Below are 15336 nucleotides of genomic sequence, written 5' to 3'. Positions count from 1 at the left end.
TTTTCCGTGGCCGGATCACGTATGATCCCGGCATTCCGGATTCCTGACCCGCCCCTGCCATGTCCGCCCTCGCTCTCGTGATGGATTCGCTGCCCGTGCTGTTGCAGGGCGCCCTGCTCACGCTGAAGTTCGCCGTGCTGTCGATGGCGTTCGGCCTGGTGATTGGCATTGTGGTCGCGCTGATGGGCATCAGCCATGCGCCGATTCTCAAAGCGGTGGCGCGCGTGTACGTCAGCATCATGCGCGGCACGCCGCTGCTGGTGCAGATCTTCGTGGTCTATTACGGGCTGCCGAGCGTCGGCATTGCGCTTGAGCCCACTCCGGCCGGCGTGCTGACGCTGAGCCTCAACGTGGGCGCCTATCTGTCGGAAAGCATGCGCGGCGCCATCCTCGGCATTGCGCGCGGGCAGTGGATGGCGGCCTACAGCCTGGGCCTGACGCCGATCCAGACGCTGCGCTACATCGTCGGGCCGCAGGCGCTGCGGCTGGCGGTGCCGAGCCTGTCCAACAGCCTGATCAGCCTGATCAAGGACACCTCGCTGGTGTCGGTGATCACCGTGACCGAGTTGCTGCGCACCGCGCAGGAAATCATCGCCGCCACCTACCAGCCGCTGCCGCTCTACCTGGCGGTGGCGGTCATCTACTGGATCCTGAGTACCGGGTTATCGGTACTGCAGCGCGTGCTGGAACGTCGGCTCTCGCTGCCGGGGCGGCACTGAAGGCGAGAGGGGCTAGGCGCCGGAAGAGGGCGCCGGCGGTGGCTTGGGGGCCTCGACATTGAGGGGCTTTCCGGTTTCCAGCAGCGTCTTGAGTCCGGCCAGGATCATCGGCCAGCCGTTGCGGCCGCCTTGCAGCATCTGTTCGTCCACCGGCTCGCGATGGGTCTCGCTCACGGTCAGCCGCACCGCCTGCCCCAGCGCGTCCACCTGCCACGTGACTACCACCTCGGGCAGTTCGCGGAACGCCTCGAGCCATTCCACGCGCCACGTCACCGAGAGCCGGTAGGGCGGCTCGGCCAGCAGCACCACGCCCTGGGAATCCACGCGCCCGTCGTCCATGCGCAGCACGAACGGGCTGCCGACCTGCCAGTCAGACTCCACGCGCCGCCCGAAGAAATACTGTTCGCTCTGCACGGGGTCGGTCAGCGCGGACCAGACCTGCTCGGGTGTGGCAGCGATGTAGGTGACCACTACGGTCTGCGGCGATTGCATGGCGAGCCTCCTCTGGCTGAGACCGGCGGGGCAGGGGCGGTCACATCGGATCGATGGTGACAGTAATGTGGCACCTGCAACCGTTTCGATGCAAGGGGGCGGACAAGAAAAAAGGCCGGCTCCTGGGAGCCGGCCTTCATACGGATGCAGCTGCGGTGCAACGACGGATGCAGCGGGTGCCTGTTACTGTTCCGCGATGCGCTGGGCGATGTGCCCAAGTGCCTCTTCCACCTGATCGACCAGAATCAGACACAGGTCGCCCGGCTTCAGGTGCCCCAGCGCGGTGTCGATCGCCAGGAACTCGCCGCGGATTTCCTCCACGTGCTGCGTGCGCTGTGCGCCTTCCAGCCCTTCGCGCAGCAGCGCCAGCACCTCGCCGTCCTCACGGCCGCGCTGGCACTGGTCCTGATACAGCACCACCTCATCGAACACGCCGCCCAGAATCTGGGTTTGCCGGCGGATGTCCACGTCGCGACGGTCGCCCGCGCCGCTGATCACCACCACGCGGCGATCGCCCTTCATGGTTTCCACCGCATTGCACAATGCCTGGATGGCGTCCGGATTGTGGCCGTAGTCCGCGATCAGGGTGGCGCCCCGGTAGTCGAACACGTTGAAGCGGCCCGGCGCGGTGGCGGCGTCGTTGACGAAGGTGGCCAGCCCGCGACGGATCACGGCCCAGTCCACGCCCAGCGCCCACGCAGCCGCGACCGACGACATCGCGTTCTCCACCTGGAAGCCGATGCTGCCGTTGCGCGTCAGCGGGATGTCCGCCAGCGCAATGCGCACCTGGGTTTCGCCCTCGCACGCCACGATCTCGCCGCCTTCCGCGAACACCACGCGCTTGCCCTGCGCGCGATGCAGCGCCATGGTCGGCAGCCCGGCATCGTGCGCGAAGAACGTCACCGTGCCGGGGCAGGCGTCGGCCATGCGCGCGACCATCGGGTCCGCGGCGTTCAGCACGGCCATGCCGTGCGGCGCCACGTTCTGGACGATCACGCTCTTGAGCACGGCCAGGTCTTCCACGGTGCTGATGTAGGACAGCCCCAGGTGGTCGCCTTCGCCCACGTTGGTCACCACGGCCACGTCGCAGCGGTCGAAGGCCAGGCCCTCGCGCAGCAGGCCGCCGCGCGCGGTTTCGAACACGGCCGCGTCGACGTCGGGGTGCAGCAGCACGTTGCGCGCGCTGCGCGGGCCGCTGCAGTCGCCGGTGTCGATGCGCTCGCCCTGGATATACACGCCATCGGTGCCGGTCATGCCCATGCGCAGGCCGCTCGTGGCCAGCAGGTGGGTGATCAGGCGCACGGTGGTGGTCTTGCCGTTGGTGCCGGACACCGCCACCACGGGAATACGGCCATCGTCGCCATCGGCGAACATGGTCGAGACGATGGCCTCGCCCACGGCCCGGCCCTTGCCGAACGACGGCTGCAGGTGCATGCGCAGGCCCGGCGCGGCGTTGACTTCCACGATGCCGCCCGCCTGTTCCTCGAACGGCTTGAGCATGGTCTCGCACACGGCGTCCACGCCGCAGATGTCGAGGCCCACCATCTGGGCCGCGGCCACGGCGCGCGCGGCGATGTCCGGGTGGACGTCGTCGGTCACGTCGGTGGCGCTGCCGCCGGTCGACAGATTGGCGTTATTACGAAGCACCACGCGCGTACCGTTGGCCGGCACCGAGTCGGCGGTCAGGTGCTGCTTGGCCAGCGTGGCCAGCGCGATGTCGTCGAAGCGGATCTTGGTCAGCGACGTGGCATGGCCCTCGCCCCGGCGCGGGTCGCGGTTCACTTCCTCCACGAGCTGGCGCACGGTGTGCACGCCATCGCCAATCACCTGCGGCGGATCGCGGCGCGCGGCCGCCACCAGGTGCTTGCCCACCACCAGCAGGCGGAAATCGTGACCGGGGATGTAACGTTCCACGAGCACGTCCGAGGAGATATCGGCCGCCACTTCGTAGGCCGTCATCACTTCCTCGCGCGTGCGGATGCGTACCGCCACGCCCTTGCCCTGGTTGCCGTCGCGCGGCTTGACCACCACCGGCCCGTTGATGGCCTGCGCGGCGGCCCAGGCTTCTTCGGCGCTGCGCACCGAGCGGCCCAGCGGCACCGGCACGCCGGCGGCGTGCAGCAGGCTCTTGGTCAGGTCCTTGTCCTGCGCAATGGACTCCGCCACGGCGCTGGTCATATCGGTCTCGGCGGCCTGGATGCGGCGCTGCTTGCTGCCCCAGCCGAACTGCACCATCGAGCCCTGCGTGAGGCGGCGGTACGGAATGCCACGCGCCACGGCGGCGTAGACGATGGAGCCGGTACTCGGCCCCAGGCGCACGTCCTCGTCAAGTTCGCGCAGGCGGTGCAGCCCGTCGTCGAGGTCGAAGGGCTTGTCGTCCCGGGCAGCCAGGCATAGCTGTTCGGCGAGTTCGAAGGCGAGCCGGCCGACTTCTTCCTCGCTGTACTGCACCACCACCTGATACGTGCCGGGCTCCACGGTGGGCGCGGTGTGGCTGAAGGTGACCGGGCAGCCGGCAGAGGCCTGCAGGCCCAGCGCGGCGGCTTCCAGCGCGTGGGCCATCGACGGCGTACCAGCCTCGTCGTCAGGGCGCAGCGGGCCGATGGCCGGGAAGCGCGCACGCAGGCGGTCTTCGAAGCCTGGCAGGTCGGCCAGCAGGTGCGACTTGTCCGAGCAGGCCACGATGGCCTCGATGGCCGTGTGGCGGCACCAGAGATTCGGGCCGCGCAGGGCCCGGATACGGGAGACTTCCATAGTATTTCCGTTATTTTTCTGGCCGAGCCATCAGGCGCGGCGGCCGCTGCGGCCGACCCACTGGTGTACCTGCTCGACAGTGCCCTCGGGCGAGCCCTCGTCGCACTGGATGACCAGCAGGTCGCCGGCCACCAGTTGCGAGAGCGCGGTCTCGATGGCGGTGCGGCGGGCGCCTTCGTCGATGATCTTGGTCACGCGGCGGCCTTCGTACAGCCCCTTCCTGACCAGCGCGCGGGCCTCGGCATCGGGCAGGTCGCGCTTCACGCTCTGGTCCTCGCAGAGGAACACGCGGTCGAACGCGGCGCCGATGATCTTGCCGTGGTGGACGAGGTCTTCGTCCCGACGCTGCACGCCGGCGCCGAATACCAGCATGCGGCGCTCGGCGGGGAAGCGGTCCAGCGCGGCGGCCAGCGCGGCGAGCGCGGGCGCGTTGTGCGCGTCATCGACGATCACCGTGGCGCCCTGGCGCTCGAACAGCGTGAAGCGGCCCGGCACGTCCACCTGGCCCACGTCGAAGGTCACCACGCCGGCGCGGATCAGGTCGTTGGAGATGCCCAGCGCCCAGCCCGTGGCCACGGCCGCCAGCACGTTCTCGATCTGGAACGCCACGCGGCCCGCGTAGGTCAGCGGAATGGCCGACACATCGGTCAGCGGCAGCTCGCTCTGGCCGGTGGCCATCACGACCTTGCCGTCGCGCACGAACACCGCGCGCTTGCCCGCCGCCCGGTGCGCGGCAATCGCCGGCAGGTCGGCGGTGAGGCCGAAGAAGACCACGTCGCCATCGCACAGCTCGGCCATTTCCACCAGCCGCGCGTCGCCGGCGTTGAGCACGGCCACGCCGTTGTCGAGCACCACGTCCACCTGGGTGCGCAGCACGTTGTACATGCGGTCCTCGTCCTCGACGTAGTAGTCGCCGAGGTGGTCTGGCTGGGCGAAGTTGGTCACCACGCCAACCTGGCAACGGTCGTACGGCAGGCCCTGCGACAGGATCATGCCGCTGTCGTTCTCGAACACGGCCGCTTCCACGGCGCGGTTCATCAGGATGCGGTGGCCGGCTTCCCAGTTGGCCTGGTCGCCGGTTTCCACCTGGCGGCGGTCGAGGAACAGGCCGTCGCTGCACGCCAGCCCGGTGTGCTTGCCCGAGAGTTGCAGCAGACGCGCCACCAGCTTGGCCACCACGGTCTTGCCGTTGTTGCCGGTGATGCCGACCACGGGAATGCGGCCGTCATCGGCGCTGCCATCCTTCGCGGCGGGGAACAGATGGTCGACGATCGCGGGGCCCACCGGGCGCGGCGTGCCGTCGGCCGGCTTGATATGCATCAGCAGGCCCGGCCCGGCGTTTACCTCGACGATGGCGCCGCGCTGGTCGGCCAGCGGGCGCGAGATGTCCTCGGCCACGAGATCCACCCCGGCGATATCCAGCCCCACCACGCGCGCGGCCAGCGCCGCATGCGCGGCCACGCTCGGGTGCACGCGGTCGGTCACGTCGAAGGCGACGTTGCCGTTGCGCTGGATCAGGATGGTCTTGCCGGCGGGTGCCACGGAATCGCCATCCTCCAGCCCCTGGCGCTTCAGTTCCAGCCGTGCGGCGGAATCGAGCCGCACGCGGTTCAGCGGATGGTCCTCGGTGCTGCCCCGGCGCGGATCGGAGTTGATCTGCGACTCGATCAGGTCGTCGATGGTCGAGGTACCGTCGCCCACGACGCTGGCCGTCTCGCCCATCGCCGCCGCCACGAGCCGGCCGCCCACCACCAGCAGGCGGTGTTCGTTGCCCGGCACGAAGCGCTCGACGATCACGCCGTTGCCTTCGTCGATGGCTACGGAGTAGGCAGTTTCCACTTCCTCGCGCGTCATCAGGTTGGTGAATACGCCGCGGCCGTGGTTGCCGTCGTACGGCTTGACCACCACCGGCACGCCGATCCGCTCGGCGGCGTCCCAGGCATCCTCGGGGCTCTCCACCATGCGGCCTTCCGGCACCGGCACGCCGCAGGATTCCAGCAGCGTCTTGGTCAGGTCCTTGTCGCGCGAGATCGATTCGCCGATGGCGCTGGTCCGGTCGGTCTCGGCGGTCCAGATGCGGCGCTGGCGCGCCCCGTAGCCGAGTTGAACCAGATTGCCGTCGGAGAGTCGGATGGAGGGGATGTCGCGGTCATCGGCAGCATCGACGATGCAGGCCGTGCTCGGGCCGAGGCAGTGTTCGTCGACCAGGCGGCGCAGGTTGTCCACGGCCTCGGGTACGTCGAACGGGCGGTCCTCGATCGCGGCCATGACCAGGTCGCGGGCGGTGAACAGCGCGGCGCGCGTCACCTCCTCGTGCCAGGCCCGGACGATCACCTTGTAGACGCCCCGTACGGGGGTCTCGCGGGCCTTGCCGAAGCCGCCCGGCATGCCGGCCAGGTTCTGCAGCTCAAGCGTCACGTGCTCGAGGATGTGGCCGGGCCACGTACCTTCCTTGAGCCGCTGCAGGAAGCCGCCGCGCTCGCCAATGCTGCAGCGATGCTCGATCAGCGACGGGAGCCAGGCCGACAGGCGTTCGTAGAACCCCGGGATCTTGTTGGAGGGGAAATCCTCCAGTTCGCCGATATCAACCCATGCCTCCAGCACCGGCCGATATGTCCACATATTCGGGCCGCGCAGCGACATGACATCGAAAATCTCAATGTCCTTCTTTTTCATTGATTTAGCTTGAGGCAGTGGGCGAATGCCCGAGAAATGGGAGCCTAACCTTTCAGTAACGTTTCAACGGCATCGGGGTTGACCCCTGAAGTCCGGAAGACGTTGTGCAGCGCACCAGGCGCCCCGTTTGTTTGCGTTATGTATACTTGCGGGCAAAATCGCGGGCCGCCAGCCGGCTTCCCGCCTAAATTGTTTCAAGTTATGTCCGTGTCTACCCTGTTGTGGACGCATTGCGGACGCATTTCGCGCCAATAATGACCCAATCCTCCCCGTCCGTCCCAATCCCCTCCGGCCCGCAAGGTCGTTGGGGCGCCGAGATCGGCACGAGCCTGCAGCCCGGTGAAACCGTGCTGGCCGGCCTTGACCTGGACCTGGACGCAAGGCTGCATTTTACCCAAGGGTGGCTGGTTGTGACCGATCGCCGGCTCATTGCCCGGGCGCCCGGTGAAAAAAACACCGTCGACTGGGAGATCACACCGGCGCTGACGCTGGCCCATAGCGACCATGCCGGGGTCGGCTCGCTGGAGCTGGCCGACGGCCGCGCCCGGCTGGGAAGCTGGCGCTACACGCTTGGTTACAATCCCGATGCCTTGCGGCTGGCCGACCAGTTCGAGGCGCGTCGCGCGCTGCTGGCAACCGGCCAGGCCGCGGAGCCGGCCGATGACGACGTCTGCCCCACCTGCAAGGCCCCACTGCCCCCCGGCGAGGACGTCTGCCCCCAGTGCAGCCGCGATCTTGAGACGCCGCCGTCCACCTGGGCGCTGCTGCGCCTGTGGCGCTTCGCGCGGCCCTACCAGTGGGAACTGCTGGCCGGCTTCCTGCTGACCCTGCTCGGCACCGCTGCCACGCTGGTGCCGCCGTACCTGACCATGCCATTGATGGACAAGGTGCTGATTCCGTACCAGAACGGCGTGCCGATCGATTATGACCGGGTCAAGATGTACCTGGCAGGGCTGCTCGGTGCCGCGCTGGTGGCGTGGAGCCTGGGCTGGGCGCGGACGTATCTGCTGGCGCGCGTATCCGAGCGCATCGGCGCCGATCTGCGAACAACCACATACGAACACCTGTTAAAACTGTCGCTCGAATACTTCGGCGGCAAGCGTACGGGCGACCTGATGGCCCGCATCGGCTCGGAAAGCGATCGGATCTGCGTCTTCCTGTCGCTCCACCTGCTCGATTTCGCGACCGATGTGCTGATGATTGCCATGACGGCCATCATCCTGATCTCGATCAATCCGTGGCTGGCGCTGGTGACGCTGGTGCCGCTGCCGTTCATCGCGTGGATGATCCACCTGGTGCGGGACCGCCTGCGCCACGGATTCGAGAAGATCGACCGTATCTGGTCCGAGATCACCAACGTGCTGGCGGATACCATTCCCGGCATCCGCGTGGTCAAGGCCTTCGCCCAGGAAAAGCGCGAGGTCGAGCGCTTCCGTGAGGCGAACAAGCACAATCTGGCCGTCAACGACCGCGTCAATGCCGTCTGGTCGCTGTTCACGCCCACGGTGACGCTGCTGACCGAAGTGGGCCTGCTGGTGGTCTGGATCTTTGGCATCTGGCAGGTCAGCCACGATGCCATCACGGTGGGTGTGCTGGTCGCCTTCCTGACCTATATCAGCCGCTTCTACACGCGTCTGGATTCGATGAGCCGGATTGTGTCGGTCACGCAGAAGGCCGCCGCCGGCGCCAAGCGGATCTTCGACATCCTCGACCATGTGTCGAGCGTGCCGGAGCCGCAGCGCCCGGTGCACCTCGAGAAGGTGGAGGGCGCCATCGAACTGCGCGACCTCGGCTTCCGCTACGGCAACCGTGCTGTGATCCGTGGCCTGAACCTGTCGATCCGGCCGGGCGAGATGATCGGGCTGGTCGGCCACAGCGGCTCGGGCAAGAGCACGCTGGTCAACCTGATCTGCCGTTTCTACGATGTGTCCGAGGGCGCGATTCGCGTGGACGGCATCGACATCCGCTCGCTGCCGGTATCCGAATTCCGCCGCCATATCGGACTGGTACTACAGGAGCCGTTCCTGTTCTTCGGCACGATTGCCGACAACATCGCCTACGGCAAGCCCAGCGCCACGCGCGAGGAAATCGTCGCCGCAGCGCGCGCCGCGCATGCGCACGAGTTCATCCTGCGCCTGCCGCACGGCTATGACTCGCTGGTGGGCGAGCGGGGGCAGGCGCTCTCGGGTGGCGAGCGCCAGCGCATCTCCATCGCGCGTGCGCTGCTGATCAATCCGCGCATCCTGATCATGGATGAGGCCACGTCGTCGGTGGACACCACCACGGAGAAGGAAATCCAGAAGGCGCTGGACAACCTCGTGCAGGGCCGTACGACGATTGCCATCGCGCACCGGCTTTCCACGCTGCGCAAGGCCGATCGGCTGGTGGTGATGGATCGCGGGCAGATCGTCGAAGTCGGCAATCACGACGAACTGCTCGCACGCGAAGGGGCCTACTACAAGCTCTACCAGGCGCAGGCGCGCAACGTCGATACCGAAGCGGAGTTGCCCAGCGCGGGCGAACGCCTCGATACGGAGGCCGTCAATGCGCAGTGATACCCCTGGTGATTCGATTTCTCGGCAAACGGCTATGCAGACGCCCGACTACACGTTGTCCCGCAACCCGTTCGGCAAGCTCGTCCTGACGATGGCGGACGGCATGGCGCACGAGGGCGTGGTGCCCGTGCGCGCCTTCCCGATTGCCGCGCCGGACGACGGTGTCGGCATGATCAGCACCGATGGCCGCGAGTTGGCGTGGATTCCGCGCCTCGATGTCCTGCCGCCGCCAATGCGCGCCCTGATCGAGGCCGAGCTGGCCGCGCGCGAATTCATGCCGGAAATTCGTAGCATTGTGGGAGTGTCCACCTATGCCACGCCGAGCGTGTGGACGGTGCGGACCGATCGCGGGCAGACCGATCTCGTCCTGCGTGGCGAAGAGGACATCCGGCGACTGACCGGCAGCACGCTGCTGATCTCCGACAGCCACGGCATTCATTACCTGATTCGCGACCTGTTCGCGCTCGACAAGCCGAGCCGCAAAATACTCGATCGCTTTCTTTGATTTATAGTCTTGTTCGCGCAAGCAAAACGGCACGCCCCAGGGCGTGCCGTTTCAATTTCCGGTGGTGGATTTAGTGCAGCATGGACGGCATATCGTCGTCTTCGTCATCCCAGTCTTCATGCGTGATGGGAGACTCCGGCGCCATATCCCACACCATGGAATGGAAACGCGGCGTGAACCATTCGCGGAACATGGCCAGGGACATATTCTCGGGCCACATGGAATCATCAAACCATTCGCCCAACATGAATTCGAAGAACGCCTGCCAGCGCTTTTCCACCCAGCGCATAGCAGTCTCCGGGGAATCCGCCACTTCCGACGGCAACAGGAAGACGCTGGCGTCGTCGCGGACGTCCTCGAGCGACAGGCCTGGCACGGGCTCCGGGTCGACGGCCTTGATCCAGTCCAGGAACGGCTGCTCGGGCAGCAGCATGACCATGGAGCGGTTGAGGGTGAAGCGGGGATGGTCGGTCATGGGGTTGGGCAGGAAGAGGCGGGCGTCCATTGTAGCCCCGCGCGGCCAAGGGACCCATGCGTTATCTCGTGTCTTTGCGGAAGGGTTCAGGAAAATGGCAAATCTGCCGATATCCATGGGATCTGGCATTGGAGATTGGCAATGAGCCTGACATTCCAAGCGCCCGGAGAAGCGGTCGCCCAGACGGCGACGGAGCGCTTTGCCGAGGCGGAGAAACACGAAGACCGGCAAGTGCGCTGGGCTGCCCAAGCGGCCATTGCGCTGGATTCCGGCGATATGTACCTGGTGGGCCTGGTGCTGTTCAAGGCCATCCAGGAGCACGGCATGGAAGCGTTTGCCGAACTCAGCGGGCAGACCCCCGGCCGCCTGCAGCGGCTGTGGATGCCGGGTGTGCTGGTATCGGTGAACGAGGCTGCACATCTCTTCGGCCTGCTCGGCGTGCACGTGGTGCTGGACCGATTCTATGCCGCACGCCTGGCAGCGAGCCAGCCGGCGGAATCGGTGCATTGAGGGTGCACTGAGCGGCACACGGATTTTGGGTCGGCAGAAAAGAAAAAACCCCGTCATCGATTGACGGGGTTTTCGCTTGTCCGGCGTTTCCTGAAGAAAAAGGAATGTCGGACGGTAATACTGGTGGCGGACGGTTGACCCGGTGCCGACTGGCCTCCCGAGATTATGAGCACATGTGCGGGTTGCTGCGGGCTTGCTTGCAGTTATTCGAAATTTTCGAATAACTGCTGATTGATGTTCGCCGAGTGGCTGCACGTTACGTTCGTTGGGGCCGCCGCTCAACAACCTCAACGATCGGCGTGACCTTGCCTTCGGCGACCTGTTCTTCACCTTTCAGGATCAGCGCGCCCAGTGCTTCAATTTCAGACGCCACGACGTCGGCACCGCATCGCGGGCAAGAGAAACGCCCGTCTTGCCTCTCGGTGAAGCGCTGCCCGCTGTCACTGACGTCAAGAGATTCGAAGTCGTGCGTGATCAACACCCCCTCAATCGTAACGTCCTCCTGCAATCCGCAGCTTAGGCAGACCAAGAGCTCGCGGTCATCCGTAAAAAGGCCGAGAGTGGTGGCGTGTGCGCGTAGTTCGTGTAGCTTTGCAAACACTTCCGCCAGATCTGCATCTACCGCTCCCTCGGCATCTGAACCATTCGAGTTTGCAGGCCCTATTCCCGGCTGACGCGTCACAGGTCCAACTCCGCGCCCCGAATCCTGAGCCATTCTTTTCTTTCCCGGTAATCCGGCAGCACCTTGTCTACCTCGTTCCAGAACGCGTCTGAGTGGTCGCGATGGTGCATATGGCAAAGCTCGTGGACGATGATGTAGTCGATGATGGTCAGCGGGGCCATGAGGCATTTCCAGTGGAAATGCAGGTCACCGCGCTTGGTGCAGGACGCCCATCGGTAGCCAAGATCCTTGATCTGGATGACGCCTGCCGTCACGCCCACCTTGGCCGCGAAGTACGCCACGCGCTTCTGAATCCGGGGCATGCCTTTGGTCTTGTAGAAAGCCTCGAACGCTTGATGGGCGGCGTCCTGGCCGCCGCACTCGACAATGTCGCGCAGCAGGCAGAACCGGCCATCTTTCAGCTTGAGCGGTTCGTCTTGCTCGGCCACCAGTTGCAATCGGTAGCAACTGCCCAAATAAAGGAAGGTTTCGCCGCTGACCCACTCGCGCGTGACGCGAGTGGCATTGAGGTCACGCCATTCCGCCACATTGCGGTAGATCCACATCCGCTTGGCTAAAACGGTTTCATCTACTTGCTCGGGCGTCATCAGTTTTGGCGGACGAACGGTGATGATGCCATCGCGCTCGATCACGATATCTGTCGTCTGGCGGTCTGAGCCAGGCAGCAGCTGGTATTCAATATCACGCACTTGACGGAGCTGCATTAGACGCTCCCTGCTCGTGCCATGTTGACCAGTTCATCGTGCCGGTTCTTGGCAAGCTTCATGATTTCCACGGCCACGCGCTCACGATTGAGCTTTAGTTCCTCGATGCCCGTCTTGGCGATTTCGGTTTTGATCAAACCGCGCACGCGCTTCTGTTTATCGGGGTTCTGCCAGAAATCGATGCTGGCAATGGTTTCTTGCAGTATTTCCACGGTGGTCTCCATCAATGCCTTGAATGCAGGCTTGTCTGCATCATTGACAGAACCACTCGCGAAGCCAAGCTGCACGATGTATTCGTAGAAGGTCGTCACCTCCTTGCTCATGCCGTCCTCACCCCGCTGACGGCCCGAAATGGCTTCCTTGCGCAGCTCGGCCAATTTTTCGGCAAGCAGATCCCATTCGTCGTGGTGTTTCTCGATCAGCGCATCGACCTTTTCCGACAGGCTCTTGTAGAAGGCCGGATCTTCATCGTGGTGAACCGTGCAGTGCTTGCGGATGGCGTGCTCCATCTCGCTGGCCTTGGCCTCGTTGTTCTGACCCGCGTGCGCGGCCAGTTTGTCGAGGAAGTCTTCTGCCAGCAACTCGACCGGTGGCACCTTGGGGTTGATGCCCAGACTGATCAGGTGCTCGTTGATCAGCGCCTTCACCTTTTCGCCAGCGCTGCCGAGGTCCAGGCTAGTGTCCTTGTAACGCTCCTTGGTCACCTGCAGGATGTAGCCGAAGCGCTTCGCGGGTACGCGGTAGGGCTGCGCAGATGCGTTGGGCAGGATGATGTCCAGGCTCATCAAAAACTTCTTGAAGTACACCTCAAAATCAGCGCGCTTCTTGTCATCCTTGAGCGCCTTCACTGCTTCGTGCACCACGGCAGCCTCGGCATCCAAATTGGGCAACTCGCCATTAACGAAGGCTTTGATCTGTTTGATGCCCAACGCTGTGAAGTGCTGAAGCAGTCGCTGGTAACGCTCTTCCAATACAGGCAGTTCCGACGCGATATTCTTCATCCCGTCGTGCAGTTCCTGCAACTCGTCGCTGGCCGCGTACAGGGTCAGGGCATCGGTCAGGTGGTTGGCCAGGCCGATGTAATCGACGATGTAACCGCGCTGTTTGCCCTTCTTCACGCGGTTGGTTCGGGCAATGGCTTGCAGCAGAGTGTGCTCGCGCAGCTTTTTGTCGATGTACATCACCTGCTCGATGGGCGCATCAAAGCCCGTGAGCAGCATGTCGCACACGATCAGAAAAGCGATGCCGGTGTATTCCTTATCCGGGTCTTCAAAATCTAAGTTGCGGCAGAAGTTCTCTACCGCGTTCATGCGCTGGGCTTCCTTGCGCGCTTGGGTGATGTAAGCCGCCTCATTGGTGCCATCCGACGACACCACCACGGCCGTTTTCAGAAAGCGCAAGCGCTTGATCAGATCGCTATCCGGCGAGGCCTTGGCCTCCTCACGGGCCAAGCGCTCGGCCAATGCTGCTTTGATGCCGTTCTGGTAACGAATACACGCCAGCTTCGAATGGCACACCACCTGAGCTTTGAAGCCGTTGGGCAGGATGTTGTCGACGTAGTGCGCCACCATGTCACGCGCAATCGCGTTGATGCGGTTTTCGGCCTCCAAGATGTCGCCGGTCGCGCCGTACTTCTTCTTGATCGCCAGCAGTTCTTCTTCGCTGCGGTCGCGGAACAGGTCTTCAAAGGCTTCGTCAAAAGCGTGCTTTTCGTTCAGCGCGCTGTCGGCGGTTTTGCCTTCGTAGAGGATCTGCAGCGTGGCCCCGTCGTTCACCGCGTCCATCAGACGGTAGGTGTCGATGTACTCGCCAAAGCGCTTGTGGGTTTTCTTTTCGCCGTGGCGCTCCGTGATCAACGGTGTGCCGGTGAAGGCAATGCGCGTGGCGTTGGGGAATGCCTCGAACAGGTTGTCGCCCAGGTCTGAGCTTTGTGTGCGGTGCGCCTCGTCGATCATCAGGATGATGCGGTCCGACGTGTTGACCACGCCGAAAGTCCTGCCCGCTGGCATAGCCAAGTAAGTGCCCAACGCTTCCGCCACGGTGTTAGTTAGCGTCTGCTTGTGCTCCTGGAACTTGTGGATCATCACCATGCTGATGTCCGAACTGTCTGTCGACAGATGCTGGCGCAGGCCCGCCCGGGTTTCGATCACATTCACCCGCCCGCCAATCAGCGTGGCGGTGTCGCCCAGTTGTTCTTCCAGGTCTTGCCGGTCATTGACAAGCACGATCTTGTAGTCGGACAGATAGCGGCTGGCGCGCATCATTCGCGCCAGAAACACCATGGTCAGTGATTTGCCCGAGCCTTGCGTGTGCCACACCACGCCGCTGCGCTCGGTGGCAGTTTCGCCGGTGCGCAGGCGTTCGATGATCTTGTTGGCGGCACGGAATTGCTGATAGCGGCACACCACCTTCACCCGTGGCCCGCCGTCGGTATCCATGAAAACCGAACTGGTGCGCAGGATCTGCAGCAGATTGGCCTTGTTCAGCATCCCGGTGATCAACTGCTGTTGTGCATTCATTCCGGTTAGCGCGGAATCGTCGGCGGGGTGGAGTGTCTTCCAGGCATAGAAATGCTCTTCGCCCGAGGTGATGGTGCCGTAGTCGGCCTCCAGCCCGCAACTGCGCACCAGCATCAGGCTGCTATAGAACAGTCGGGGCTCGCCTTCTTTCAGGCCAGAGGCTTCCGTCTCCTTGCGGCGGCGCATGTAGCGCTGCAGTTGCACAAAAGCTTCCTGCATCGGATTGGCACAGGTTTCCGAGCCTTTCTTGCACTCCACGACCACCAGCGGAATGCCGTTCACGAACAGCACGATGTCCGGGATGATGAAGGCCTTCACGCAGCCCGGCGTGTCGATGCGGAACTGGTTGATGGCGTGGAACTGGTTATTCGCCGGGTTGTGGAAGTCGATCAGCCGTACTACCGGGTCAGCTTCGCCCGTCAGCTCATTCAAATCGGCCTGCGCCTTGAACAGCATCGCCTGCACGGCCTCATTGGCCTCCAGCAAGGTTCGGTTCGGGTGGCGCAGCAATTGGCTGCGCAAGTCTTCCAACTGACGGTCGGTCAGCCATTCACGCCCATCGTCGGTGCGGTTGATGGCACGCACGGCACGGTCGAACACCTCCGGCAACAAGCATTGGCGGAAGTTGGCGCGCAGGCTGGGGGTTGCATCCTGGGGTACGCCCGTGCCCTGGTCGATGATCGTCCAGCCCAGCTCTGCCAGTTGTTGTAGGAATGGGCGTTCGACCTCCGTGTATTCGCTCACG

The 15336-nt window shown here is 64.2% G+C and carries 11 protein-coding genes; 4 read left to right on the top strand and 7 right to left on the bottom strand.

The annotated features are described in order from the left end of the window. Window positions 1-59: 59 nt before the first annotated feature. Window positions 60-719, top strand: a complete 660-nt coding sequence (locus SB751_RS04015) for an amino acid ABC transporter permease (protein WP_144197420.1) — start codon at window positions 60-62, stop codon at window positions 717-719. A 12-nt stretch (window positions 720-731) separates the two neighbouring features. Here SB751_RS04015 and SB751_RS04010 read toward each other — a convergent pair whose 3' ends face one another. The 3 genes from SB751_RS04010 to cphA (SB751_RS04000) all read right to left on the bottom strand — a co-directional run bounded on the left by SB751_RS04010 (window position 732) and on the right by cphA (SB751_RS04000) (window position 6641). Beyond that, window positions 732-1211, bottom strand: coding sequence for an SRPBCC family protein (locus SB751_RS04010; RefSeq protein WP_144197421.1), 480 nt, complete (start codon window positions 1209-1211; stop codon window positions 732-734). Between the two features lie 183 nt (window positions 1212-1394). After that, complete coding sequence (cphA, locus tag SB751_RS04005) at window positions 1395-3965, bottom strand: cyanophycin synthetase (RefSeq protein ID WP_144197422.1); 2571 nt, start codon at window positions 3963-3965, stop codon at window positions 1395-1397. 30 nt (window positions 3966-3995) lie between these two features. Continuing rightward, complete coding sequence (gene cphA / locus SB751_RS04000) at window positions 3996-6641, bottom strand: cyanophycin synthetase (protein WP_144197423.1); 2646 nt, start codon at window positions 6639-6641, stop codon at window positions 3996-3998. Window positions 6642-6895: 254 nt separating this feature from the next. On the opposite strand from cphA (SB751_RS04000), the gene SB751_RS03995 reads away from it, so the two are divergent. Then, entirely contained in the window at window positions 6896-9196 is a 2301-nt protein-coding gene (locus SB751_RS03995) for an ABC transporter ATP-binding protein (protein WP_144197424.1), read from the top strand. Between the two features lie 34 nt (window positions 9197-9230). Then, window positions 9231-9701: a DUF1854 domain-containing protein gene (locus SB751_RS03990; protein ID WP_144197528.1), complete on the top strand. Its 471-nt coding sequence runs from the start codon at window positions 9231-9233 to the stop codon at window positions 9699-9701. Window positions 9702-9771: 70 nt separating this feature from the next. Here the strand turns inward: SB751_RS03990 and SB751_RS03985 are convergent, their stop codons facing one another. Then, window positions 9772-10176 carry a hypothetical protein gene (locus SB751_RS03985; RefSeq protein WP_144197529.1) on the bottom strand — a complete coding sequence of 135 codons (405 nt, stop codon included), beginning with the start codon at window positions 10174-10176 and terminating at the stop codon, window positions 9772-9774. Window positions 10177-10317: 141 nt separating this feature from the next. Between SB751_RS03985 and SB751_RS03980 the strand changes: the two genes are divergently transcribed. Further along, window positions 10318-10686, top strand: a complete 369-nt coding sequence (locus SB751_RS03980) for a hypothetical protein (protein WP_144197425.1) — start codon at window positions 10318-10320, stop codon at window positions 10684-10686. 256 nt (window positions 10687-10942) lie between these two features. Here the strand turns inward: SB751_RS03980 and SB751_RS03975 are convergent, their stop codons facing one another. The 3 genes from SB751_RS03975 to SB751_RS03965 are packed head-to-tail and all read right to left on the bottom strand — an operon-like array spanning window position 10943 to window position 15335. Next, the gene (locus tag SB751_RS03975; RefSeq protein ID WP_410747814.1) at window positions 10943-11368 is read right to left on the bottom strand and encodes a hypothetical protein; all 426 of its coding nucleotides are present in this window, start codon (window positions 11366-11368) and stop codon (window positions 10943-10945) included. After that, on the bottom strand, window positions 11365-12072 hold the full coding sequence (locus SB751_RS03970; RefSeq protein WP_410747813.1) for a M48 family metallopeptidase: 708 nt from the start codon (window positions 12070-12072) through the stop codon (window positions 11365-11367). Before SB751_RS03970 ends, SB751_RS03975 begins: the two co-directional genes overlap by 4 nt. Then, window positions 12072-15335: a type I restriction endonuclease subunit R gene (locus tag SB751_RS03965; RefSeq protein WP_410747812.1), complete on the bottom strand. Its 3264-nt coding sequence runs from the start codon at window positions 15333-15335 to the stop codon at window positions 12072-12074. Before SB751_RS03965 ends, SB751_RS03970 begins: the two co-directional genes overlap by 1 nt. Window position 15336: the final 1 nt, after the last annotated feature.

It is taken from the genome of Cupriavidus sp. SIMBA_020 (assembly GCF_046535395.1).
Classification (GTDB): domain Bacteria; phylum Pseudomonadota; class Gammaproteobacteria; order Burkholderiales; family Burkholderiaceae; genus Cupriavidus; species Cupriavidus campinensis.
The sequence above is the reverse complement of the archived record's forward strand: the minus strand, read 5'-3'. Positions and strand labels throughout refer to the sequence as shown.